Annotated in this window: 22 protein-coding genes and 1 pseudogene; 12 read left to right on the top strand and 11 right to left on the bottom strand. The window is 57.7% G+C overall.

What is annotated here, in order from left to right; translation table 11 throughout:
• Positions 1–110: 110 nt before the first annotated feature.
• The 5 genes from I6E81_RS08500 to dnaA form a co-directional block, all read right to left on the bottom strand.
• Positions 111–611: a DUF721 domain-containing protein gene (locus I6E81_RS08500; RefSeq protein ID WP_197106884.1), complete on the bottom strand. Its 501-nt coding sequence runs from the start codon at positions 609–611 to the stop codon at positions 111–113.
• A complete protein-coding gene (gene recF, locus I6E81_RS08495) occupies positions 604–1,767 on the bottom strand; it encodes a DNA replication/repair protein RecF (RefSeq protein WP_197106883.1) in 1,164 nt (387 codons plus the stop codon). The genes I6E81_RS08500 and recF overlap by 8 nt, the downstream gene beginning before the upstream one ends.
• Before the next feature lie 11 nt (positions 1,768–1,778).
• Entirely contained in the window at positions 1,779–2,663 is an 885-nt protein-coding gene (gene gnd / locus I6E81_RS08490) for a phosphogluconate dehydrogenase (NAD(+)-dependent, decarboxylating) (RefSeq protein WP_197107223.1), read from the bottom strand.
• A gap of 15 nt (positions 2,664–2,678) precedes the next feature.
• Positions 2,679–3,824 (bottom strand): DNA polymerase III subunit beta, encoded by a 1,146-nt coding sequence (gene dnaN, locus I6E81_RS08485; RefSeq protein WP_197106882.1) that lies wholly within the window; start codon positions 3,822–3,824, stop codon positions 2,679–2,681.
• Positions 3,825–4,150: 326 nt separating this feature from the next.
• Entirely contained in the window at positions 4,151–5,566 is a 1,416-nt protein-coding gene (gene dnaA / locus I6E81_RS08480) for a chromosomal replication initiator protein DnaA (protein ID WP_197106881.1), read from the bottom strand.
• Positions 5,567–5,853: 287 nt separating this feature from the next.
• On the opposite strand from dnaA, the gene rpmH reads away from it, so the two are divergent.
• The 8 genes from rpmH to I6E81_RS08440 all read left to right on the top strand — a co-directional run bounded on the left by rpmH (position 5,854) and on the right by I6E81_RS08440 (position 10,750).
• Complete coding sequence (gene rpmH, locus I6E81_RS08475; RefSeq protein ID WP_055810406.1) at positions 5,854–5,991, top strand: 50S ribosomal protein L34; 138 nt, start codon at positions 5,854–5,856, stop codon at positions 5,989–5,991.
• Positions 5,992–6,000: 9 nt separating this feature from the next.
• Complete coding sequence (rnpA, locus tag I6E81_RS08470) at positions 6,001–6,342, top strand: ribonuclease P protein component (RefSeq protein ID WP_307784128.1); 342 nt, start codon at positions 6,001–6,003, stop codon at positions 6,340–6,342.
• Positions 6,339–6,650 (top strand): membrane protein insertion efficiency factor YidD, encoded by a 312-nt coding sequence (gene yidD / locus I6E81_RS08465; RefSeq protein ID WP_197106880.1) that lies wholly within the window; start codon positions 6,339–6,341, stop codon positions 6,648–6,650. The genes rnpA and yidD overlap by 4 nt, the downstream gene beginning before the upstream one ends.
• Before the next feature lie 7 nt (positions 6,651–6,657).
• Positions 6,658–7,641: a membrane protein insertase YidC gene (gene yidC, locus I6E81_RS08460; protein WP_197106879.1), complete on the top strand. Its 984-nt coding sequence runs from the start codon at positions 6,658–6,660 to the stop codon at positions 7,639–7,641.
• Positions 7,638–8,168: a R3H domain-containing nucleic acid-binding protein gene (locus tag I6E81_RS08455; RefSeq protein WP_197106878.1), complete on the top strand. Its 531-nt coding sequence runs from the start codon at positions 7,638–7,640 to the stop codon at positions 8,166–8,168. Before yidC ends, I6E81_RS08455 begins: the two co-directional genes overlap by 4 nt.
• Positions 8,169–8,182: 14 nt before the next feature.
• Positions 8,183–8,818: a 16S rRNA (guanine(527)-N(7))-methyltransferase RsmG gene (rsmG, locus tag I6E81_RS08450; protein ID WP_197106877.1), complete on the top strand. Its 636-nt coding sequence runs from the start codon at positions 8,183–8,185 to the stop codon at positions 8,816–8,818.
• 64 nt (positions 8,819–8,882) lie between these two features.
• Positions 8,883–9,800, top strand: a complete 918-nt coding sequence (locus I6E81_RS08445; protein ID WP_307783756.1) for a ParA family protein — start codon at positions 8,883–8,885, stop codon at positions 9,798–9,800.
• Positions 9,800–10,750 (top strand): ParB/RepB/Spo0J family partition protein, encoded by a 951-nt coding sequence (locus I6E81_RS08440; RefSeq protein WP_197106876.1) that lies wholly within the window; start codon positions 9,800–9,802, stop codon positions 10,748–10,750. Before I6E81_RS08445 ends, I6E81_RS08440 begins: the two co-directional genes overlap by 1 nt.
• A 1,043-nt stretch (positions 10,751–11,793) precedes the next feature.
• Here the strand turns inward: I6E81_RS08440 and I6E81_RS08435 are convergent.
• Both I6E81_RS08435 and I6E81_RS08430 read right to left on the bottom strand, forming a co-directional pair.
• Entirely contained in the window at positions 11,794–12,744 is a 951-nt protein-coding gene (locus tag I6E81_RS08435) for a D-alanine--D-alanine ligase (protein WP_197106875.1), read from the bottom strand.
• Positions 12,745–12,753: 9 nt separating this feature from the next.
• Positions 12,754–14,058: a PLP-dependent aminotransferase family protein gene (locus I6E81_RS08430; RefSeq protein ID WP_197106874.1), complete on the bottom strand. Its 1,305-nt coding sequence runs from the start codon at positions 14,056–14,058 to the stop codon at positions 12,754–12,756.
• Positions 14,059–14,296: 238 nt separating this feature from the next.
• On the opposite strand from I6E81_RS08430, the gene I6E81_RS08425 reads away from it, so the two are divergent.
• Positions 14,297–15,241, top strand: a complete 945-nt coding sequence (locus I6E81_RS08425) for an oxidoreductase (protein WP_197106873.1) — start codon at positions 14,297–14,299, stop codon at positions 15,239–15,241.
• A 33-nt stretch (positions 15,242–15,274) separates the two neighbouring features.
• Here I6E81_RS08425 and trxA read toward each other — a convergent pair whose 3' ends face one another.
• The 4 genes from trxA to I6E81_RS08405 all read right to left on the bottom strand — a co-directional run bounded on the left by trxA (position 15,275) and on the right by I6E81_RS08405 (position 20,125).
• Positions 15,275–15,601, bottom strand: coding sequence for a thioredoxin (gene trxA, locus I6E81_RS08420; RefSeq protein WP_197106872.1), 327 nt, complete (start codon positions 15,599–15,601; stop codon positions 15,275–15,277).
• Positions 15,602–15,628: 27 nt separating this feature from the next.
• Complete coding sequence (trxB, locus tag I6E81_RS08415) at positions 15,629–16,615, bottom strand: thioredoxin-disulfide reductase (RefSeq protein ID WP_197106871.1); 987 nt, start codon at positions 16,613–16,615, stop codon at positions 15,629–15,631.
• A 158-nt stretch (positions 16,616–16,773) separates the two neighbouring features.
• Entirely contained in the window at positions 16,774–18,462 is a 1,689-nt protein-coding gene (murJ, locus tag I6E81_RS08410; protein WP_197106870.1) for a murein biosynthesis integral membrane protein MurJ, read from the bottom strand.
• On the bottom strand, positions 18,455–20,125 hold the full coding sequence (locus I6E81_RS08405; RefSeq protein WP_197106869.1) for a DUF6049 family protein: 1,671 nt from the start codon (positions 20,123–20,125) through the stop codon (positions 18,455–18,457). The genes murJ and I6E81_RS08405 overlap by 8 nt, the downstream gene beginning before the upstream one ends.
• Before the next feature lie 124 nt (positions 20,126–20,249).
• On the opposite strand from I6E81_RS08405, the gene I6E81_RS08400 reads away from it, so the two are divergent.
• The 3 genes and pseudogenes from I6E81_RS08400 (at position 20,250) to I6E81_RS08390 (ending at position 22,828) form a co-directional block, all read left to right on the top strand.
• On the top strand, positions 20,250–21,677 hold the full coding sequence (locus I6E81_RS08400) for a CCA tRNA nucleotidyltransferase (protein ID WP_197106868.1): 1,428 nt from the start codon (positions 20,250–20,252) through the stop codon (positions 21,675–21,677).
• 162 nt (positions 21,678–21,839) lie between these two features.
• Positions 21,840–22,202, top strand: a pseudogene (gene rpsF, locus I6E81_RS08395) (30S ribosomal protein S6); the annotation flags it as partial.
• 113 nt (positions 22,203–22,315) lie between these two features.
• Positions 22,316–22,828 (top strand): single-stranded DNA-binding protein, encoded by a 513-nt coding sequence (locus tag I6E81_RS08390; RefSeq protein ID WP_197106866.1) that lies wholly within the window; start codon positions 22,316–22,318, stop codon positions 22,826–22,828.
• Positions 22,829–22,831: the final 3 nt, after the last annotated feature.

The raw sequence follows: 22,831 nt of genomic DNA, 5'->3' as shown, positions 1-22,831 counted from the left end.
TGAGGAGGCGCGTCCGACGGCTTCTGAGATTCTACCAAATTCCGAGAGGCTGCGGCGCTCAAATTGCCTTCTGCGGGAGTTTCTTTAGTAGCGTGACCTATTTTGCCTTCCTAGCCGTAAGTATCTCGCGGACCCCTACCTGGAATTGATCTGGGGCCTCTTTTCCACGAAGGGGCGTTGGGCCCTTCAAAGCGCACCGATTCCACGCCAGCTTCTGGATGCTGTTGAGCAATCGTCGTCGTGATGTGTCCACGCATGAGTCGAAGCTGAGTTGCCCACGCTGTCGAATCGCACCGAATGGTGAGAACACCCTCTTCAATTCCGATCGGTTCAGAATGCTCCGCAGTCTCGGCGCCGACGATTGTTGTCCACGCTAAGAGCAATTCGGAGCGCGCCAGCGGAGAACTCCACCCCATACTCACGGTGAGGTTATCCATCACATCGCCTAATCCATGCGGATCGCGACCGGGAGCAAAAGGCACGCTTGTGCCGGGTTCTTTACGATTGCGCTTGCGCGCCATATAGGAACGTTTACTGGCATCACCAAAAACATCGCGGAATCTGAGGTAGACCGCTACGTGTTCATCCACAGCGGGATCGCGGTCATTCATTGCTGATTACCTCCCCGGCGCTGATGCGAACCACATTCGCGGCGAGCTCGGTCGGAACGTCTCCAAAGACTGCGGCCGTAATGAGCACCTGCTCGAATCCTGCGATCGACGTCGCCAATCGTTCGCGACGAGATTGATCGAGCTCAGCAAAGACATCATCCAAAATCAGCACGGGGTCTCCGGCTGAAGACTCACGACGCAACAGCTCGGCGGATGCCAATTTCAGTGCGAGGGCGAATGACCAGGATTCACCGTGGCTGGCATACCCTCGCGCCGGCAACCCATTGAGTCCGAAGATGAGGTCATCGCGGTGTGGCCCTACGAGAGTTATCGCCCGGTCTCGTTCTGCTTTTCTTACGGATGCCAAGGCGGCAGTAAACGATGCAGTCGCGTCAGCGACCGAAATTATTTCACCGACTGCACTGGTGGCCACGGGGTTCTCAGGGTCATCCTGCCGCGAAATGATGCTCAGCGAGTTTGCTAATGACGCACCGTGATCGGCACCGACAATGCGTTCGTACGCACTCGAAACCTCCGGGCTTAAGTCGGCGACCAGTGCGCTGCGGGCGCTTATGATTTCGGAACCAAATGCAACGAGCCGCTCATCCCACACATCAAGGGTGCTTAATTGGGTGTCCCTAACACCGGATGCGCGTGCCGACTTCAGCAGCATGTTGCGTTGTTTCACGACACGTTCGTAATCGCTCATCACGCCGCTAAAGCGCGGAGAGCGAAGCACGAGAAGTTCATCGATGAAGCGTCGACGACCCGAAGGTTCGCCGCGCACGAGCGCCAGATCTTCGGGCGCGAAGAGAACACTCGAGAAGTAGCGCGGAAGTTCGCGGGTGCGGATGACCGAACGATTGATCTGGGCACGGTTAGCCCCGGATCGATTGATCTGTACCTCAGCCAGAAATTTTCGTTCGTTGTGTTCGAGACGAACCCGAATAATCGCGGCATCCGTCGACTGGCGAACCATGGCGTGATCTGTAGAAACACGGTGTGAACCAAGGGTGCTCAAGAAGCCGAGCGCCTCGACCAAATTTGTTTTACCTTGACCATTCGAACCAACAATGAGGGTCGGTCCTGCCCCGAGTTCAAGAGTCAGACCCTTGTAATTACGAAAGTCCTTGAGCTCCACATGAGTTACACGCATCGCGGCGAAGCTTAACTCTTGCGGACGCTATGCCCGCCGAACTGATTGCGGAGAGCGGCGACCGCCTTCATGGAAGGGGAGTCTTCTTGGCGAGAAACAAAGCGCGCAAAAATGGCGGCACTAATAGTCGGAACCGCAACGGCCTGGTTGAGGGCTTCGTGCACGGTCCAACGGCCCTCCCCTGAATCCTCGACGTAGCCAGCAATGTCAGCAAATTCGGGATCTTCTTCGAGAGCTTTGACGAGAAGTTCAAGCAACCAGGAGCGAACGACTGTTCCTCGCTGCCAGGCTTTGAAGGTGCCGGGAACGTCTTCGATGAGATCCTTGCGGCTGTCGAGGAGTTCAAAACCTTCGGCCCAGGCCTGCATAAGGGCATATTCGATGCCATTGTGGACCATCTTGGCGTAGTGACCTGCACCAACGGGGCCAGCATGAACAAAACCCTCTTCGCGCGGGCCTTCGGGGCGCAGCGCGTCGAAGATCGGCATCGCTCGTTCGATATCCGTCTTGTCCCCACCGGCCATCAGCCCGTAGCCGTTTTCAAGTCCCCAGATTCCGCCAGACACTCCAACATCTACAAAGGAAAGTTTGAGTTCTGCGAGCTGATCACGGTGAAGTTGGTCATCGGTAAACCGGGTGTTTCCACCATCGATGACGAGATCGCCCGGTGTGAGCAATGCCGCAACATCGGTAATTACAGAATCTGTGATCGTGCCGGAAGGAACCATGACCCAAATAATTCGGGGCGAAGGCAGCGCCTCTACAAGATCCGACAACGCTGTGACATCACTCACCTCAGGATTGGGGTCGTAGCCCGTCACTGTGAGGCCATGAGCTCGCATGCGCTCGCGCATGTTGCCGCCCATTTTTCCTAGGCCAATAATTCCAACATGCATGGTTTCTGCCATGACCTACCTCAACAAAAGGTTGGGCTGCAGGAGGTACTTGTAGTTATCGCTGCCCGGCTGATCCTTCGACGACTGACTTGTAATGAGCACCGGGCCAGGCTTGTTCGGATTTTCGGTTTTGGTAAACGAAATTCGTACAAATTCTGAATGCACCGAACTCAAGCCATCAATCAAGAACTGAGGCTTGAGCGAAACGACCGTGTCATCGCCGGTCAAGAAGGCATCGATGGTCTCGGATGCCTGAGCTTGCTCGGATCCGATCGCTTCCAAAGTCACACCTTCAGTCGTGAAAGTGAAGCGCAACGCGGCTTCTCGCTCGAGCACGAGAGAGACTCGACGAACTGCCTCGATGAGCTCGCCCGTGTTCATGACAGCGAAGTTATCCACAGTCTCGGGAAACAGTCGGCGAACCGGTGGAAAGTTGCCCTTGATAAGCAACGACGTCACAGTTTTTCTGTCTGCTTGGAACGCGATGAGCTCGCGTTCGTCAGAACTCGTGATGGCGACGGAAATCTCTCCGCTGTTGCCGAAAGTCTTTCCCACTTCAACCAAAGTCTTGGCCGGCACCAGGGCTGTTGCTGCTTCGACTCCGGATGCTCCGGCATCCCATTCGATGTCACGAACTGCTACTCGGTAGCGGTCAGTGGCAACAAGCGAGATGTTATTTTCAGAAACTTCGAGCTGCACACCTGTAATGACCGGGGTGACGTCGTCACGCGATGCAGCGACGGCGACCTGAGAGATTGCGGCGGCAAAGAGGTCAGCCTTGAGCGTTCCCACCTTGTCGGAGATCTGAGGAAGTGAGGGATACTCTTCGACCGGCATGCTCGACAAGGTGAAATGACCGGTGCCACACGCAACAGTAATTTTGTTGTCTTCGGTGCTAAAACGCACCGGAGCATTGGGAAGTCGGCTGGCAATATCTGCCAAAAGCTTGCCAGAAACCAATACGCGACCGGGCTCTTCGACCTCGGCGATGATCTGTGTTCGAGCGGAAACTTCGTAGTCGAACGACGAAAGAGTGAGCCCTTCGTCGGTAGCTTCGATCAAGACACCGCTCAGAATCGGCAGCGTTGTTCGCTGCGGCAACAGTTTTACCGCGAACGAAACCGCCTCGCTGAAGACGTCACGATTGACTTGAAACTTCATGAACTACCCCTAACCGGATCACGCTCTGGCCGTTAATACTGGCACAGCCAATCCACTTGCGAACTACAGGTTATTTGGGATTCAAATTTCATTCTTTAAAGGTCACACTCTTAACCGTTGTGGATTCTGTGAATAACTCGACGGATTTCATGTAATTACTGGAAACTACATTCGTGTGACTTGTTGACGAGCAGTGGAGAACACTCGCACTCTTCGTGGAAACTCGAATCACAGGAATTCTTGATTCCACAGAAATTTTCTTGTGGTCAACAATCTTTCCGGCGAGTTGGGGAGGTTATCCCCAAGTTATCCCCAAGTAGGAAAACCTATTTTTGGCTGAAACGCTGGTTTTGTTTGATGCGGCTAGTGAGCTCGGTGACCTGGTTATAGATCGAGCGACGCTCTTTCATGAGCTCGGTGATCTTCTTGTTGGCGTACATCACGGTGGTGTGATCGCGGTTTCCGAACAGCTGACCAATCTTGGGCAAAGAGAGGTTCGTCATTTCTCGACAGAGGTACATCGCGATCTGACGTGCTGTGGCGATGGCTTGCGAACGAGAAGAGCCATAGAGGTCGTCAACCGAAAGCTTGAAGTAGTCAGCGGTGTGATTGATGATGTCGACTGGCGCGATGACGTTGTCTTCATCAAGAGTGATGAGATCTTTCAACACGGTCTGTACAAGAGCCATGTCGACTTCGGTGCGGTTGAGGCTCGCAAACGCGGTAACCCGAATCAACGTTCCTTCAAGCTCACGAATATTTGACGAGACCTTCGACGCCATGAATTCGAGGATGTCGTTGCCCACCTGCATCTTCTCGCTCTGGGCCTTTTTGCGAAGAATAGCGATTCGCGTTTCAAGGTCTGGCGCCTGGACGTCAGTAATCAGGCCCCACTCGAAGCGTGACCGCATCCGATCTTCAAAGCCGGTGAGGTGCTTCGGGGGCAGATCACTGGTGATGACCACTTGCTTGTTGTGATCGTGCAAGGTGTTGAAAGTGTGGAAGAAGGCCTCCTGAGTGGAGTCCTTACCCTGCAGGAACTGGATGTCATCGATAAGCAGAATGTCGATCTCACGGTAGCGAGACTGAAATACTGACGCCCGGTTATTAGCGATCGAGTTGATGAAGTCGTTCGTGAATTCTTCTGAGCTGACGTAACGCACTCGGATGCCGGGGTACAGGCTTTCGGCATAGTGCCCGATGGCGTGCAACAAGTGAGTTTTACCTAGACCCGACTCTCCATAAATAAAGAGGGGGTTGTAGGCCTTGGCCGGCGCTTCAGCTACGGCGACTGCCGCGGCGTGAGCGAAACGGTTGGATCCACCAATAACGAAATTGTCAAAGCTGTATTTGGGGTTGAGTCGCGAATCGCTGCGACGAGGTGTTGATGTTTCGACCGGCTTTTGTGGTGTCGGTTCGATGTAAGGCTGCTCGGTGCGCGGTATTTCTTGCGAAAGCGCATCTTGCTGGATTTCTGGGTTTACGACGGTGGCGAAGTTCGAAATGCCGTGTTCGTCGTCGAGAGCTGCAATCGCGTCGATGAATGGCTGGCGAAGTCGCTGCTCGAGCATCCCGCGCGTGAGCTCGTTGGGAACCTCGAGATAGAGGGTGCCGGCCATGACGCCTTTTGGTTCAACCAGGTTCACGAACCCCTGTAGTTGAGGGGTAATTCGCTCATCACCGTTGAGGTGTGTCAGAACTGTTTGCCACAGTCCTTTGGTCGGGTCGGGTGTTTCCGACATTCTTTTCCCATCCCTTGGCAGTATTTACTCACAGGCTTATCCACTGGTGAGTACAGCTATTCTCGCTGAAATACTGCGGTCTTTTGGCCGTTGTGCACTGATAGTCATCGTAGTTGTCCACAGCATGTCGTTACCAATAAGGATGTATTCTGTGTGGATAATGCGCCGTTGCACAAAGTGTGGTTTGACCGCACCCGTTTAACGCCGTAGTTTTAATCAGTTGACTTCTGGCCCTTGGGCCTACCAATTCTTCCCGGCTGCTAGAGCTGGGCCTTGGAGATATAGCTATGAGCAAGAGAACTTTTCAGCCCAACAACCGTCGCCGCGCGAAGGTTCACGGTTTCCGTCTGCGTATGCGCACCCGCGCGGGTCGCTCGATCCTGAGCGCTCGTCGCCGCAAGGGACGCACCGAACTCTCCGCGTAATCTCGTCCGGTGCTGTCTAAGGCAAACCGTGTGGCGCTTCCGAGTGATTTTCGCTTGGCGGTGCGTCGCGGTCGTCGTTTCACAGCACCGCACTGCGTTGTCCACATTGTGAACAATGAGCGGTCTCAGAGCGTTCGCTTTGGTTTCATTGTTTCTAAAGCGGTTGGCAATGCGGTTGTACGCAATCGAGTTCGGCGTCGGCTTCGCGCTGCTGCTGCTCAGCTTCTTCCTCACGTCCAGTCGAATGTAGACATTGTGGTTCGTGCTCTGGCAGGTTCTGAGCAAGCTGAGTGCACTACGCTTCAGGCTGAGATTGCAGAAGGGATCGACCGCATCGTGGTGAAGGTATGAGTTCCGTCGTTACGTTCGCGCTGCTCATCCCGCGAAACCTCTGTGTTCTCATTTTGCGCGTCTACCGTGCAGTCATATCTCCGCTGTATGGAGACGTCTGCCGGTATTACCCGTCGTGCTCTCACTACACTCTTCAAGCTATTCAGCAGCACGGTGTTTTCCGTGGTGTGTGGCTTGGCTCTCGTCGAATCCTTCGCTGCCACCCGTGGGCAGAGGGCGGTATCGACGACATCCCGGCTCGCCGGCATGACCGCTACCAGATCACCCGGTTCGGCTTTGTTATAGCCGCAAGCCACGAAAGGGGCTAACCACTTCATGGATCTTTTTGCTTTCTTTGGCAATCTGCTTTGGCCAATCAAGTGGGTAATCGAGGCAATCCTCGTCGCCTTTCACGAAATCCTTACCTTCTTCGGAATGGATGCGGATGCCGGCCTGACCTGGGTTCTTTCGATCGTTGGTCTCGTCTTGGTTGTGCGAGCAGCATTGATTCCGGTCTTTGTGCGCCAGATCAAGAGCCAGCGTCGCATGATGGAGGTCGCGCCTCAGCTCAAGAAGATCCAGGACAAGTACAAAGGTAAGAAGGATCAGTTCTCTCGTGAGGCGATGTCTCGCGAAACGATGGCGATGTACAAGAACGCGGGAACCAACCCGTTTAGTTCGTGCCTCCCTCTTCTTCTGCAGATGCCGATCTTCTTCGGACTCTTTTCGGTGCTGCGCAACGCACAGCTCGAGGGAAACGCTCCTGGTGTTGGCCTCCTCAACGCTGAGCTCTCAGAATCCTTCGGAACCTCGTCACTGTTCGACATCGCTCCCCTGCACCTCGCGATCAGCACTGCAGAGGGCAACGTAGCCGTCATCGTCACCGCCGTCATCATGGTCATCCTGATGACCGGCTCGCAGTTCATCACCCAGCTTCAGATCATGTCGAAGAACCAGTCGGCTGAGATGAAAGCTAGTCCCATGTACCGCCAACAGCGGATCATGTTGTACCTACTCCCCCTCGTCTTCGCCTTCTCCGGGTTCACTTTCCCCTTGGGCGTCATGTTCTACTGGCTCGTTTCCAACTTCTGGACAATGGGTCAGCAGTTCCTCGTTATTCGCAATATGCCGACTCCCGGTAGTGAGGCAGCGCTCGCACGCGAGGCTCGTCTAGCGAAGCGCAATCAGCGCAAGGGAATCATTGAAGAGGCTCCCGAATCTGATTCTGGAACCGCAGTAATTGAGGAACCCAAGAATCCGCAGCGGGATCAACCCGTAAGTAAGAACCGTGCAAAGAAGAAGCAGGGAAAGAAGAAATGACGAACGTTTCTGACGTCGATACAACCGCAGTCGAGTCCGCTCCTGTGGAAGATCGCGAAGATCGCACAACTGCTCAGCTCGAAGAGGAAGGCGACATTGCCGCCGACTACATTGAGGAGCTGCTCGATATTGCGGATCTCGATGGAGACATCGAGATTGACGCCCGTGCCGGCCGCTCCTACGTCTCAGTGACGTCGAGCGAAGACACAAACCTCCGCCTCCTGTCTAAGCCTGAAACCGTCACGGCACTTCAGGAACTCACTCGCATCGCTGTGCAGAACAAGACGGGAGCATTCTCGCGTCTCATCCTGGACATCGGAGGTTCGCGTGAAGCGCGTGCTGCTGAATTGTCGAAGCTTGTAGACACGGCCGTGGAGCGTATCGAGGCTGGTGCGGATTCTGCCGCACTTCCGGCGATGTCGTCATACGAGCGCAAGCTCGTTCATGATGTCGTTGCGGAGCGTGGGTTTGTTTCGCAGTCGAGTGGTGAAGGTCGCGACCGTCACACTGTCATCACGCGTTCATAGTTTCACGTGAAACATTGACTGACGAGTTAGGGCTTGAGCGCGAGCCGGAAATAGCTGCCGAGCTGTTTGGCGATCGCATTGATGTCGCGCGCGCCTATACGGAGAGCCTTGCTCTTCGAGGTGAGGAGCTTGGACTCATTGGTCCGTTTGAGGTCCCCCGTCTGTGGACGCGACACATCGTTAACTGTGTACTCGTCGCTCCCCTGCTCCGTCCAGGGCTTGTGGGAGACATAGGTAGTGGCGCCGGTCTTCCGGGTCTTGTTCTCGCAATTGCGCGGCCTGATGTCGAGTTCGTTTTGATTGAGCCGATGGAACGCCGGGTTGATTGGCTCAAGGCAGAGTCTGAACGTCTCGGCCTATCCAACGTTGTAGTCGATCGTTCTCGTTCACAAGATGCTCCGTATGCTGAGGCTTTAACCCAGATTACTGCTCGCGCGGTCACTGCTCTTTCTAAGCTCATCCCCTCAACCGAACACCTTCTTGCGCCCGGCGGCGAGATGGTCTTCATGAAGGGTGCCCGTATCGATGAAGAGATTGAAGCTGCTGCCAAGGCGATTCGCAAGGCTCGACTCAAGGATGTTGAGTCACTTGTTCTCGGTGAAGGGATTACCCCCGAGATCACTAGGGTCTTTCGGGCTAGAGTGGACTGATTCGGCCACGCTCTGAGCTGCCTCCAGTCCTACCTATTGTCACCACCCCGAGAGAAAGTTTCACGTGAAACATCCCGAAAGCGAAGTCAACGAACAAGGCAAGTCGTTCGATGAAACCACGCCGCTTGCGCGGGAGATCGCGGATCTGACTCGCCGTCGCGAGGCAGTAGCCTCTGCTTCACTCCCCCTCCCGGAGAAGCCCCGGGTATTTACCGTGGCAAACCAAAAGGGGGGCGTCGGAAAGACAACCTCTACGGTCAACCTTGCTGCTGCTCTCGCCCGCACCGGCGCTCGAGTCCTAGTGATCGACCTCGATCCGCAAGGAAACGCGTCTACTGCTGTCGGCGTTGAGCATCGTTCCGAGACTCCCAGCGTTTACGACGTCATGATCAACGACGTTCCGATGGCGGATGTCGTGCAGAAGAGCCCGGAATTCAACGCGCTTTACTGCGTTCCCGCCACGATTCATCTCGCCGGCGCGGAGATCGAGCTCGTCTCTCTCGTCGCTCGCGAACAACGCCTTCGTTCTGCGCTCGATGCTTTTCTTGCGGAGACGCCAGAACCGTTCCACTATGTGTTTATCGATTGTCCGCCGTCGCTTGGTCTGCTCACGATCAACGCTTTCGTGGCCGCGCAAGAGGTCCTCATTCCCATCCAGTGTGAGTACTACGCGCTTGAGGGTCTGAGTCAGTTGCTTAACAACATCAAGCTCATCGAGCGTCATTTGAACCCACGTCTTCGGGTCTCGACGATTCTGATGACGATGTACGACTCCCGCACTAATCTTGCCAACCAGGTGGTTGACGATGTGCGCCAACACTTCCCCAAGCAGGTGTTGACCACTGTTATCCCTCGCTCGGTGCGCATTTCTGAAGCACCCAGCTACGGGCAAAGCGTCATTAGTTATGACCAGAACTCCCCCGGATCGCTCTCCTATCTTGAAGCAGCGGCCGAGATTGCTTATCGAGGAGCACGCAAATAATGGCAGCACCAAAACGTACTGGTCTTGGTCGGGGTATCGGCGCGCTCATCCCCTCGTCGGATGAGAACGAAGAACGCCCCGTCGACGTGTTTTTCCCGGGTGGGGAACTGTCACCCGAAAAACTTCGGTCGGTTCCTGGCGCTCGGCTAGCGAGCCTCTCCCCTCTTGATATCGTTCCCAACTCTCGCCAACCGCGTACTGAGTTCCGTCAAGAGGAACTCGAAGAGCTGATCGTTTCGATCCGCGAAATCGGTGTTCTCCAACCGATCGTGGTGCGCCCCGTCGTTGGCGCCCTTGAGGGTCAGCCTCAGTACGAACTCATCATGGGTGAACGTCGACTTCGTGCGAGCAAGCACTTAGGCCTCGCCACAATTCCTGCTGTCATTAAGAGCACCGCCGACGAAGACATGCTTCGGGATGCGCTGCTCGAGAACTTGCATCGCGCTAACCTCAATCCTTTGGAAGAGGCGTCGGCTTACCAGCAACTTTTGGCCGACTTCGGCATCACGCAGGAGCAGTTGGGCGAACGCATTGGTCGCTCGCGCCCCCAAATCACTAACACTTTGCGTCTTTTGCGCCTTCCAGAAAGCGTTCAGCGCCGCGTTGCCGCCGGAGTGTTGTCCGCGGGACACGCTCGAGCGCTCCTATCGCTTCCTGACAACGCCGGAATGGAGCGTTTGGCAGAGAAAATCGTCAATGAAGAGCTCTCCGTTCGTGCTGCTGAAGCAGCTGCGGGCTCGCTCTCGACCAAACCGCCGCGCTCCAAGCCCTCCCGGGGTAAGAAGCAAGGCCATCTGGATGAGATCGCGGAGCGTCTGGGCGACCGTCTCAACACTCGTGTGAAGGTGTCGCTTGGTGCCAGCAAAGGCCAGGTCGTTATCGACTTCGCAACTGTGGCGGATCTAAATCGAATCCTCGAAGAACTCGGCGACACCGGCTTCAACTCTTAGCCAGCTCCTCGTCAGCCGACCCCGAACGCGAGGTCTTCTTGATCCGGGATTTTTTGGTTCCGGTTGCCTCAGTTTCGTGAGAACACTAGGTTCGCGGGCACAATCGCGAAACTTTTCTAGTTCTAGTTCTAGTTCTAGTTCTAGTTCTAGTTCTAGTTCTACGTCTAGTTCTAGTTCTACGTCTAGTTCTAGTTCTACGTCTAGTTCTAGTTCTACGTCTAGTTCTACGTCTAGTTCTACGTCTAGTTCTACGTCTAGTTCGGCTCCGAGTTTGAGCCCGCTGATGGCGCTCGCGCTGTAGAAGCTGATCCCTGCTCTGTGCCTCGGCACGAGCTGTGTGAATAGTCGTTGATCGAATCTAGGTTGCAGTGGGATTGCGTGTCGCCGCGCACAGCTGATGCGTGCGGTGTGGTCACTCCCCCGCAAACCATTGGACGCGCGGGAACTGGAGCGGGAGTCACGGCCTGCCCCTGATAGCCCTTGTGTGCCAAGGGTGGTTCTCGGGGCTTTCCGCTCGGGCCGCGCAAGTGGGACTGCCGGCCGCTGCGCCGCTGCGCCCCGTCGACGATTGGGCCCTCACCTCGGCTCAGGAACCCTATTGCTCTCGTTCGAAGGGCGAGCGCCTGAAAGGATCGCCCTCGCGCTGATTGGGAAGCGATTGTTCCACGTGAAACATTGACCGGGGCTTTGGCTCGCCCTGTCGTCGGGTCTCTATGTTTCACGTGAAACTGTCGCACTCGCACTCGCACTCGCACTCGCACTCGCACTGGCACTGGCTGCGGAAACGGAAACGGAAACGGAAACGGATCTGCAAAGCTAGGAACCCGAACCTGCTAGTTGCGGAGGTTCCACGTGAAACATTGGGCAACCCGGAGGCGGTTAGCGACGGAATCTTCCCCGCTGGGCCACCCGGTGCCCCAGCGGATCGTTGCTCCGCCGTTTGTTGGAGGGACGAATGATTGCCCGAAAACGGCGCGAACCAAGTCGACGACGCGTTGTACAGAAGGCGGGACCGCTCCCCCGGCGAAGACGAAAGCGGCTGCCTAGCCCTCCATCGCGATGTCGGCGAGAGCAGCGTAAACCCAGCCCAGATCATGTCCCGCAGCGACAAGGGCTTGGGGAAGGATGGAGGTCTCGGTGAGGCCGGGCAACACATTTGCCTCGAGGAACCAGGGCGTGCCTGCGCCATCTACGATGAGATCTACCCGTGACAGGTGACGAAGTCCGAGCGCGGAGTGGGCTGCGAGAGCGGCTTCGGCTGCACGATCGGCTTCACCATCGCTGATTCTGGCCGGGGTGTAAAAGCGCGTCTGACCAGCATTATAGCGAGCCTCGAAAGTGTAGGCGCCATCCACTGGTTCGATCTCGACGGCGGGCAGAGCAACTGGACCCATGCCACTGTCGAGAATTCCGATGGCAATCTCGACACCGGTAATGCGTTGCTCGATGAGAGCCACGTCGCAGTAGTTGTAGGCGTTGACCATCGCCTGCGGAAGGTCTGAACGGTCGGTCACGATCGAGACACCCTGAGCGGAACCACCCTGAGCGGGCTTCACGACGAGGTCACCCGAGAGTTCATCGGCGAGCTCATCGAGAATGCTGTGGGCTCCGAGTTCACGGAAGGAATCACGGGACAACGCAATCGAGAGCGGCGTGCGTACTCCGACACGGGAAACGAGTGCCTTGGCGGTCGGCTTGTCCCAGGCGAGGCGGGCGGCATCCGCGCGGGAGCCGACATACGGAATGCCGATGAGATCGAGAAGACCACGCAGAGCACCATCCTCACCGCTGGCGCCATGCAGGGCTGGCCACACGACATCCGGCTTCGATTCGCGAATGTAAGGGAGCAATGTGGCATCCGGGTCGCGCAGCTCAACGCTCTTGCCCTGAGCGCGCAATCCGTCGGCAACACGGCGACCGGACCGGAGGGAAACGTCGCGCTCGTGCGAGATTCCGCCGGCAAGAACGAGAACGCGGGTGGGTGAATCGTTCATGAGGGGGTCCTAGCTGAGGTTGGCTGGAGGGTTGATCATCGACGGTGTGGGAGGCACAACCGTGAGAGGGGCTGTCTGCGAGAACGTGCTGAGCAACTCAAGCTCTCCGTTGATCACAGTGGAGAGCCGACGAATACCCTCACGGATGAAGTCAGGGGTTGGATAACAGAACGACAAACGCATGTTGCTGCGCCCGTTTCCATCCGCGTAGAAGGCCGTACCCGGCGTGTAGGCCACTAACTCCTTGACCGCACGGGGCAACATCGACTTTGAGTCAAGGTTGTCGGGAAGCGTGACCCAGATGTAGAAGCCACCGTTGGGCACAGTCCACTCGAGGTCGGGTAGATAGTCGTCGAGAGCATCCAACATGGCATCGCGGCGTTCGCGGTAGACGCCACGGAAGGTATCGATCTGCCCCTTCCAGTCAGAGACATTCATGTATTCGCTAATGATGTTCTGAGTGAAGGAACTCGGTGACAACACAGCCGCCTCGTTCGCTAAGATGAGTTTCTCTCTAATTGCGTGCGGCGCGAGCACCCAACCAACCCGAAAACCGGGGGCGAGAGTCTTCGAGAACGTGCCCAAGTACACGACACCGTCTTCTTCGACGGAACGCATCGCATGCGGCGGCGGACCATCGAAATAGAGGAGACCGTAAGGATTGTCCTCGAGCACCAGAATGCCGTTTTCCCGGGCAATCTCCAACACTTCGAGGCGTCGCTCCCAGCTGAGAGTGACTCCAGCGGGGTTGCTGAAGGTCGGAACGGTGTACAAGAACTTGATGGTCTTGCCCGCGGCGCGCACCGAGGCAATATGAGCCCGCAGTGAATCGGGAACGAGCCCGAACTCATCCATCTCAACGTGCGTTATCTCTGCCTGGAATGATTTGAAAACGACCATTGCCGTGACATAGCTGGGGCCCTCGGCAATGACGACATCGCCGGGATTGATGAAGAGCTTCGTGACGAGCTCGAGGGCGTGCTGAGAACCGGTGGTGACGACAACGTCATCCACGCTGGCGCGGATGCCCTCGAGGGCCATCACTTCGAGGATTTGTTCGCGAAGCGCAGGCAATCCTTGGCCGGAACCATACTGAAGTGCCGCCGGACCGCGATCGCGCATGACGCGATCGATGGACTCGGTGATGAGGTCTTGAGGCAACGCTGAAACATAGGGCATACCGCCAGCGAGCGACACAACTTCGGGGCGCGAGGCCACGGCAAACAACGCTCGGACCTCAGAGGCGGCAAGGCCGGAGGCGCGATCTGCATAGTGGTCGAACCACTGGTCGAGGTTGTTTGGCTGTGTTGTCATGGGCAATCCCGTTCGGTTGACTTTAAACAATAGGCGTTTGACCCTTGGGACTCGAAACTGAGCAACGGTTATCGGGGTATCTCGGCCAAACCAGACTCGGCTTTGCTCCGAACAACGTTCAAAGGCGATGCATAGAAACCCATGCTGAACTCATGAGGTCTGCTATCGCAGTGTGCAGAATCCGTCACAACCGCCGCATCGCGCTGGCGGCCCTCGACCATGAAATTGAGAACAACTAGTGAACGCTCGCACCACATGGACCGAATCAGAGATCGGGGACCTCACCGGCACCGTTGCAATCGTGACGGGGGCAAATTCTGGGCTCGGATTCGAGACGAGCCGTGCCCTGTTGCAGGCTGGCGCGCACGTTGTCATGACGATGCGCAGCGCCGAGAAGGCCGACGCGGCCAAGCAGGCACTGCTTGACGACCTTGGTGCGGTGTCTCTCGAGACGATGCTTCTTGATCTCGCGGATCTAGAGTCCATTCGACGTTTCAGCGAGATGTTTCACGGGAAACATTCGCGCCTCGACCTCTTGGTCAACAACGCGGGAATCATGATGACGGATGCCCAACTCACGATCGATGGGTTCGAATCCCAACTTGGCACCAATCACCTGGGCCACTTCGCGTTGACTGGTCACCTGATGGATCTGATTGAGTCAACACCCGCAGCGCGCGTGGTGAGCCTTTCCAGCCTCGCTCATCGCTGGGGTTTCATGGAATTCGGCAACCTCATGTTCCACAATGGCTCGTACACTCCCCGGGCGGCCTACGGTCGCTCCAAACTGGCTAACCTTCTCTTCGCCTATGAGCTTCAACGCCGCTTCGACGCTGCTGGGGTCGATGCGATTTCTGTGGCAGCCCATCCGGGAACTGCCGGCACAGGCCTCGCAGATCATCTCTTCAACCGTTGGTACCTGCGACCACTGAAGGCGCTGGTGTTCCTGGGGCTGCAAACACCCAAGCAAGGCGCGAGGCCGTCTCTGCGGGCAGCAACTGACCCTACAGCGCAGGGCGCCGACTTCTTCGGCCCCAGCGGCCGCAACCAACATCGGGGCGCTCCTGTGCGCGTTGAATCGACTGCAGCCTCCCATTCCCAAGTCGACGCGGCGAAGCTCTGGGCCGAATCAGAACGCCTCACGGGTGTTAACTACGAAAGCCTCCGCACACCCACCAAATAGTGGATGCCGGAGGCTTTCGACAGAGACTGAGCTTTAGGCCAAGAACTCTGCGAGGTCTGCTTCAATCGCAGGCTTCGGCTTTGCGCCGATAACGGTCTTCACGACCTCGCCGCCCTTGAAGACCTTCATCGCGGGGATGGAGGTGATCTGGTACTTCATAGCCATCTGGGGGTTGTCGTCAACGTTGAGCTTGACGATCTTGATCTTGTCGGAGTTCTCGCTGGCGATCTGGTCAAGGATCGGGCCAACTGCGCGACAGGGACCACACCATTCAGCCCAGAAGTCCACCATGATGGTGTCCTTTGAGTTGATGACGAGTTCTTCAAAGTTGGCGTCGGTTACTTCTGTTGCTGCTGACATGACTAATTCCTTTGTTCGATGGGACGTTTAGGCGGAGACAGCTACGGGAGCTGCTGGTTCCGCGGGCTGGATTGCGCTGGCGACAAGTTCGCGGGGCAGTGATGCGAGGTAGTGCTCGGCATCGAGAGCAGCGACGGTGCCGGAGCCGGCGGCCGTTACTGCTTGGCGGTAGGTCGGGTCGATGACATCGCCGGCTGCGAAAACTCCGGTGATGTTGGTGCGAGAGGAACGACCATCCACTGCAACGGTTCCGTCGGCGTTGATGTCGAGTTGGCCGTGTACCAAGTGGGTGCGGGGGTCGGCGCCGATCGCGATGAACAACCCGCTGAGGTCAACGTGTGAGGTGGAACCATCGACGGTGTCCGTGAGATCAATGCCATCAACGAGGGTGGAACCAGTAATGCCGGTTACAGCCTTGTTCCAGAGGAACTCAATCTTCGGGTCGCTGAAAGCACGCTCCTGCATCGCCTTCGAGGCACGCAGCTCATCCTTGCGGTGAATCACGTAAACCTTTTCAGCAAACTTGGTGAGGAACGTCGCTTCTTCCATGGCCGAGTCTCCCCCACCAACGACAGCAATCGTCTTCTGGCGGAAGAAGAAACCGTCGCACGTAGCGCACCAAGAAACTCCATAGCCGCTGAGGCGTTCTTCGTCGGGAAGGCCGAGCTTGCGGTAGGCAGAACCAGTCGCAAAGACAACCGCGAGAGCTTCGTGCACTTCTCCGTTGCCGAGCGTGACCTTCTTGACCTGGCCCTCAAGTTGAAGGTCAGTGACGTCGTCGAGAACAATCTCGGCGCCGAAACGTTCAGCTTGCTTCTGCATTTCCATCATGAGCTCGGGGCCTTGGATGCCGTTGGCAAAGCCTGGGTAGTTCTCGATCTCGGTGGTCTTCATGAGCTCGCCACCGGCCTCAACAGAGCTCGCAATGACGAGTGGCGCAAGGTTTGCGCGCGCCGCGTAAATCGCAGCGGTGTACCCAGCTGGGCCGGATCCGATGATGATGAGTTGGCGCACTTTTCGTGTCTCCTTGGGATTGTGATTACCCGGTTCAACACATCCTAGCCACGGAGTATTCCGAGTGGCTGGGGCGGGCGGGGCTAACACCGAAGAGTTCGGAGTGCCGTCACTTTAAGTTCGCTTCGTGGCGAGAAAAGTGTGCAGGAGCGGAATGATTAGCGACGGCGTAGGCGGGCCATGATCGGGCCCACGAACGCGAGATACTCATCATTCTTGGTGAGAGCCAGAACGGTTGCGTACACCAGGAGCATGGCTGTGCCTGCCATCGCGATCGAAGCAAAACCACCAACGAAGCCCGAGACGACGAACGAGCCTTCACCGAATCCGCCCAGCAGCATCAGGATGCCGTAGCCGACGCCAGCGGCCGGAATCATGGCTGCAGCAAACCACAGGATGCGGAGCATCAGCGGAAGCAGCGCGAATCCCGGTACGCGTTTGCGGATCACGAAGAGTGCCACCGTGGTCTGGATCGTGCCGGAGATCGTAATCGCGGTCGCGAGACCCATCGCGATGCGATCTACGGGGAACGTGGAAACGAAGAGAGCGGCAGAGATGTAGAGAACTACTTGGAAACTCTGCAAGAAGAACGGGGTGCGGGTGTCTTCGAACGAATAGAACACCCGCTGCAACACGTACATCATGCTGAACGGCACGAGCCCGACCAGATAGATCATGAGTACACCCGACAGCGCGACGACTTGCTCGTGATCGTTGCCGAAGAGGGCACTAAAGGGAAAAGCGATGACGATGAGTCCTATTGCCGCGAATACCAGCAACATCAGGATGGAGCGCAGCGCGCCCGAGACATCGGTGCGCATTGAGACGAGGTCTTTGTCTCTCGCGTGACCACTCATCCGTGTGAAGTAGGCCATTCCGATCGAGACGGCGATTACCGAGTGCGGGAGCATGAAGATGAGCCAGGCGGTCCCCATGGCGAAGACGGAGGCGCTGCCGGAGGCTCGAGAGGCAACGTTCGTTTCTACGACCGCGCCGATCTGGGTGACCAAGATCATCCCAAAGGTCCACGCGGCGGCCTTACCTGCCGTTCCCAGGCCAACCCCGCGCCACTGGAACTCGGGACGATAACGCAACCCCGCGCGGTGCCAGAAATAGCCGAGCAGGGTCGCTTGCACGGCAATACCGAGTGTCGCGCTTCCAGCGAGCACGGCAATCATGTCCGGAGTCCACGCTGTGGAGGAAAGGCCGTCGGCTGTGCCAAACAAGAACTGGAAGATGAGGAGGCCCGAGACCATCACCACGTTGTTGGCGACAGGAGCCCACGTGAACGGCCCGAACTTGCCGCGAGCGTTCAACACCTCACCGAGGAGTGAATACAGCGCGTAGAAGAGAATCTGCGGCAGACACCAATAGGCGAATGCGGTAGCGAGGGCGACCTCGTCGGCCCCGAACTTCGCGGTCGTCTGCGTGTAGAGGTCGACCAAGAGAGGAGCGCTGAACGTTGCCGCAACCGTCACGGCGACAAAGATCACGATTCCGAGAGTCACGAGGCGGTTGATGAACTTTTGGCCGCCGTCTTTATGCACGGCAGCGCGAACGATCTGAGGCACGATGACTGCGCTGAGCATTCCACCGGCCACAATCGCGTAAACACTCTTGGGCAACTGATTGGCGATGGCATACGCGTCTGCACCGGAGCCGATGACGCCGAGGGTTTGAGCGAGCAGAATTGCGCTCAGAAAGCCCAGGATGCGTGACACGAAGGTTCCGGAGGCCAGAAGCGCACTCGCCCGACCGATACTCGATGTTTGGGGGGTGGGGAGCCCCAGCGAGGCGCTGGGAATGCCGGGCTCGGGCTCGGCTTCGGGACCGGGCTGGTTAGTCATTGACAGGCTTTCTGCGACGAACGATGCTGCGGACAAAGCCGACGGTAAAGATGACGACGACGACAGCGCCGAAGGCCAGCACGAGCGGGGTCTCCCAGCCAGCCTGCACGTTGATCTCGCTGACTGTTGTGGAGCCGACGCTGAGGCCGGTGCTGCTGGTGAGACTGATCTCGACATCCACAACACCGTTCGACAGCGACTGCACAGGAACCTCGCCCTTGGCTTGCGAGTTCGCTTCAATCGTCAGTTCTACGCGGCCGTCCCCCACGGCCAAGAGTCCGGTGCGCGGATCAACCGTGATGTAGACGGTGACGGCCTGGTCGAGGTTGTTGCTTACGGAGACGGGGAGGAAGCCGTTGTCGGCCACGAGGAGGAAATTGCTGGCTTCCACGACGGTCACCGAGGTGCGTAGGTCGCGGGAATCAACGAGGAAGCGGTTGACCTCGGTGAGCCAGTCAGCGGGATCCTCGGTTTCCACCGTGCCAAGTACATCGAGCAACTCGAGCCGGCGTTCGGCAACAAGGGCTTCAGGGTCAGCGGCGATAGAGAAGAAGGTGCGTTCCGCTCGTGCGGCCGTGAACACGCGAGAAACGTCAGTAATGCGCGATTCGGACTGAGGCATGTCGTTGATCGTTGCCGTGACCGCTGGTGTCGACGCGAGTTCGGTGAGCGTGACCATCGTGATTGACGGGCTTGCCGTCATGGTGGCGAGAGCAGCGTCTAACCTCGCCGAGCTCAGCTCTAGTGAGTGGTCGATAGCGATGAGAACGGATGCGGTGCCCGCCGTTTGTGCTGCTCCGGCGTTGAGCACCGCTTCGCTGAGGGCGGTATCGGCCGCGGTGACGTCGCGGTCGACGGTAGAGCCGAGGGCATCATCCATTGCTGCTGAGGCGGTTGCGTCGGCGACGAGAGCAGTAACACCATCGATGGTGGTTACTGAGCCAGCGCCGGCCGGTCGAGTCACATTCGTCGACGAGAGCACGATGGTGCTGTAGCCACGTTCAGTAAAGGCGGCGAGGTCGCTGGCAACAACAGTGTCAGTGCGGGGCCGAAGAAAACCATCGATCGCGTAGTCCCAGGAGAGCAGATTTTCTGTTGTTGGGTACGCGGGCACTGCGTTGGGGTCGTCGTCCATCGGATCAGACGTCTGCGTTGGCGCAGGGGTCGACTCTTCAACGGCGGCAAAGTTGGCCGCATTCAGTGCGAAATCGAATGAGATCGGCTCCAGAGTGGCGCCCACCTCCGACTGAGTCGCCAGCGTGACATCCGCGTTGGCATAGGGCAAAGGTACGAGCTCATTGCTGATGAGCGAAAGCCGCTCAAGCCATTCCCGCGCAGAGTCGGGGGCGCTCGTGCCCAGAACGCGAATGGAGGCCACAATCATGGGGTCAATGGCAATCGCGACGGGCTTGCCTGCCATGGCATCCAATTGGCGCGTGAGCAGACCGAGAGGTTCGGTGTAGTCGGCGAGAGTGTCGGCATCAAGAAGCCCGCCGTTGTCGCTGGGAACCGTTAGTGGTGCGATCACGGCAACATTGGTCGCAGCGGATGCCGTCGTCAGCGCCGGAGCATCGGTGACAGTGGGCGCGGCGCTGGCTCCGCTCGCGGCAAGAGTAAGCCCGAGACCGAGCGCCAGGGCGGCACTAAAGACTCTTATAGGCAAGGGACTACCCCGTACTCTCGCGTGGCCAGCATGGTGTGAGTTTATTCGTCCTTGTCTGAATGGTGGGTGCTTTGCGCGGTTGGGGACAAATTGCACTCGGCGCTCGTGCGAAACTAGTCGCATCATGGAGAGTGTTGCCCACGCGATCGAGAGTCTCGGACAGCTTGCCGACTCTAAACCCGTAGCCACCTTATCGGCGCGCTTCGCTGCCGAAGGATTCGAACTCGCCCTTGTGGGTGGTCCGGTGCGGGATGCGTTCTTGGGTCGCAAGGTCACGGACCTCGATTTTGCGACCAATGCCACCCCTGACGACATCATGCGCATGGTGAAGCCGATTTCCGAGGCCCAGTGGGATATCGGTCGGGACTTTGGCACGATCGCTGCCCGCATCGACGGTGAGACGGTTGAAATCACGACGTACCGTGCCGATAGTTATGACGGTGCAACTCGCAAGCCCGTTGTCGCGTTCGGTGATTCGCTCGAGAAAGATCTGGAGCGTCGCGACTTCAGCGTCAACGCGATGGCCCTTCGGCTGCCTGAGCGCGTGCTCGTTGACCCGTGGGGTGGTGTCGAACATCTGCTCAGCAAGACGCTGACCACTCCTGGCTCCCCCGAGGTTTCATTTGGTGATGACCCGCTGCGGATGATGCGTGCCGCCCGCTTTACGTCCCAGCTAGGTTTCACGGTCTCCCCCGCGACCGTCGAGGCGATGAAGCAGCTCGCTCCGCGCCTCGACATCGTGAGCGTTGAGCGGGTGAGCGATGAGCTGACAAAACTGTTGAAGACGGATGACCCGGTGCCGGGCATCCGCCTCATGGTCGAAACAGGTCTCGCCGACCAGGTGCTGCCTGAGGTCCCCGCCTTGAAGCTTGAAGTGGATGAGCATGCTCACCACAAGGACGTCTACGAACACTCCCTCACCGTGTTGCGTCAGGCGATCGATCTCGAGAAGAGTCGCCCCGGCATTGAAGGCCCCGACCTGATCCTGCGTCTTGCCGCGTTGCTGCACGACATTGGCAAGCCATCGACCCGCAAGATCGAGCGCGGTGGCGTCGTCACTTTCCACCACCACGATGTTGTGGGTGCGAAGCTCGCGACGAAGCGTCTGCGCGCACTGCGCTTTGACAAGGAGACCATCACCTCGGTGGCGCGCCTTATTGAATTGCATCTGCGGTTCTTTGGCTACACCGAGGGTGCCTGGACTGATTCGGCCGTGCGCCGTTACGTTCGGGATGCCGGTGACCAACTTGAGCGTCTTCACATCATTACGCGGGCGGATGTCACCACGCGCAATGTGCGCAAGGCCGACCGACTGTCATTTGCGTACGACGATCTCGAAGACCGCATTGCGGCTATCGCTGAGGCAGAGGGAGTCGCTGCAGTTCGTCCCGATCTCGATGGAGAGCAGATCATGGCGATCCTGGGCCTCAAACCCAGTCGCGATGTGGGCGAGGCGTACAAATTCTTGCTCGACCTGCGTCTTGATGAAGGACCGCTCGGCGATGAGGAAGCAGAAGAGCGTTTGCGAGCCTGGTGGGCTGCGCGCCAGTAGACGCCCGCTAGCGAAAGCGGCTTTTCTTCTCGCCTTGAGTATTGGGGCGCCAAGCAACTACACTGGGCAGGTTGTCTGACTGCCCTTAGGCAGTTCGATGAACGTCAACACCCTCCTGTTACAGACCGTCTGTAACCGTTTAAGTCCGAAGGAGGTGGGTTTGTGACGCATCAGTACGAACTCATGGTCATCCTCGATCCAGAGATCGACGAACGCACCGTGGCTCCCAGTCTCGACAAGTTCCTCAATGTCATCCGCAATGACGGTGGCACCATCGATAACATCGATATTTGGGGTCGCCGTCGTTTGGCCTACGAGATCAACAAGAAGACCGAAGGCATCTACGCCGTCGTCAACTTCACCGCAGAGAGCAAGTCAACAGACGAGCTCGACCGCCAACTCTCACTCAGCGAAGCTGTCATGCGCACCAAGGTGCTGCGTGCAGAAGCTGGGTTCGCTCAGGTAGCTGCTGCCAAGAAGGTTGCTGAAGAGAAGGCCGCCCGCAAGGCTGCTGCTCCAGCAAAGACTCCTGCAGCCGCAACCAAGGCTCCTGCTGACGAAGCTAAGGCTGCTCCGGCACCTGCCGCTCCTGCTGCTCCTGCTGACGAAGCCAAGGCTGAAGCGGAAGCTAAGTAACCGTGGCCGGCGAAACAGTCATTACGGTCGTGGGGAACCTCACGGCAGACCCCGAACTGCGTTACACGCAGGGCGGACTTGCCGTAGCTAACTTCACCATTGCCTCTACGCCGCGCACCTTCGATCGAGCATCCAACGAGTGGAAAGACGGAGAAGCACTTTTCCTCCGCGCTTCCTGCTGGCGTGAATTCGCCGAGCATGTTGCCAGCTCACTGACCAAGGGAACCCGCGTTGTTGCGCAGGGTCGTCTTCGTCAGCGTTCCTACGAAACCAAAGAGGGCGAAAAGCGCACGAGCATGGAACTGGAGATCGACGAAATCGGTCCCAGCCTCCGTTATGCAACGACGCAGATCACCCGCGCCCCCCGTGACAGCTCGGCCCCTCGTGGAGTCCAGCAGAACAACGGCGGCGGCGGCCAGGCAAAGGAAGAGCCGTGGGCAGCTAGCGCTCCCGCAGCCTCATCCGGCGATGTATGGAACACCCCTGGTAACTACTCCGACGAGACGCCTTTCTAGGCA

Origin of the sequence: Salinibacterium sp. NG22, assembly GCF_015864925.1 — a bacterium.
Taxonomy (GTDB): domain Bacteria; phylum Actinomycetota; class Actinomycetes; order Actinomycetales; family Microbacteriaceae; genus Rhodoglobus.
The sequence above is the reverse complement of the archived record's forward strand: the minus strand, read 5'-3'. Positions and strand labels throughout refer to the sequence as shown.

What these genes read in the sequence shown, in the direction of transcription:
- yidC (WP_197106879.1), top strand. Translation starts at nt 6,658, where the DNA reads ATGGATCTTTTTGCTTTCTTTGGCAATCTGCTTTGGCCAATCAAGTGG.
- murJ (WP_197106870.1), bottom strand. Translation starts at nt 18,462, where the DNA reads ATGACTAACCAGCCCGGTCCCGAAGCCGAGCCCGAGCCCGGCATTCCC.
- I6E81_RS08500 (WP_197106884.1), bottom strand. Translation starts at nt 611, where the DNA reads ATGAATGACCGCGATCCCGCTGTGGATGAACACGTAGCGGTCTACCTC.
- I6E81_RS08430 (WP_197106874.1), bottom strand. Translation starts at nt 14,058, where the DNA reads ATGACAACACAGCCAAACAACCTCGACCAGTGGTTCGACCACTATGCA.
- I6E81_RS08400 (WP_197106868.1), top strand. Translation starts at nt 20,250, where the DNA reads ATGGAGAGTGTTGCCCACGCGATCGAGAGTCTCGGACAGCTTGCCGAC.
- trxA (WP_197106872.1), bottom strand. Translation starts at nt 15,601, where the DNA reads ATGTCAGCAGCAACAGAAGTAACCGACGCCAACTTTGAAGAACTCGTC.
- dnaN (WP_197106882.1), bottom strand. Translation starts at nt 3,824, where the DNA reads ATGAAGTTTCAAGTCAATCGTGACGTCTTCAGCGAGGCGGTTTCGTTC.
- I6E81_RS08455 (WP_197106878.1), top strand. Translation starts at nt 7,638, where the DNA reads ATGACGAACGTTTCTGACGTCGATACAACCGCAGTCGAGTCCGCTCCT.
- I6E81_RS08440 (WP_197106876.1), top strand. Translation starts at nt 9,800, where the DNA reads ATGGCAGCACCAAAACGTACTGGTCTTGGTCGGGGTATCGGCGCGCTC.
- I6E81_RS08435 (WP_197106875.1), bottom strand. Translation starts at nt 12,744, where the DNA reads ATGAACGATTCACCCACCCGCGTTCTCGTTCTTGCCGGCGGAATCTCG.
- gnd (WP_197107223.1), bottom strand. Translation starts at nt 2,663, where the DNA reads ATGCATGTTGGAATTATTGGCCTAGGAAAAATGGGCGGCAACATGCGC.
- dnaA (WP_197106881.1), bottom strand. Translation starts at nt 5,566, where the DNA reads ATGTCGGAAACACCCGACCCGACCAAAGGACTGTGGCAAACAGTTCTG.
- rpmH (WP_055810406.1), top strand. Translation starts at nt 5,854, where the DNA reads ATGAGCAAGAGAACTTTTCAGCCCAACAACCGTCGCCGCGCGAAGGTT.
- recF (WP_197106883.1), bottom strand. Translation starts at nt 1,767, where the DNA reads ATGCGTGTAACTCATGTGGAGCTCAAGGACTTTCGTAATTACAAGGGT.
- yidD (WP_197106880.1), top strand. Translation starts at nt 6,339, where the DNA reads ATGAGTTCCGTCGTTACGTTCGCGCTGCTCATCCCGCGAAACCTCTGT.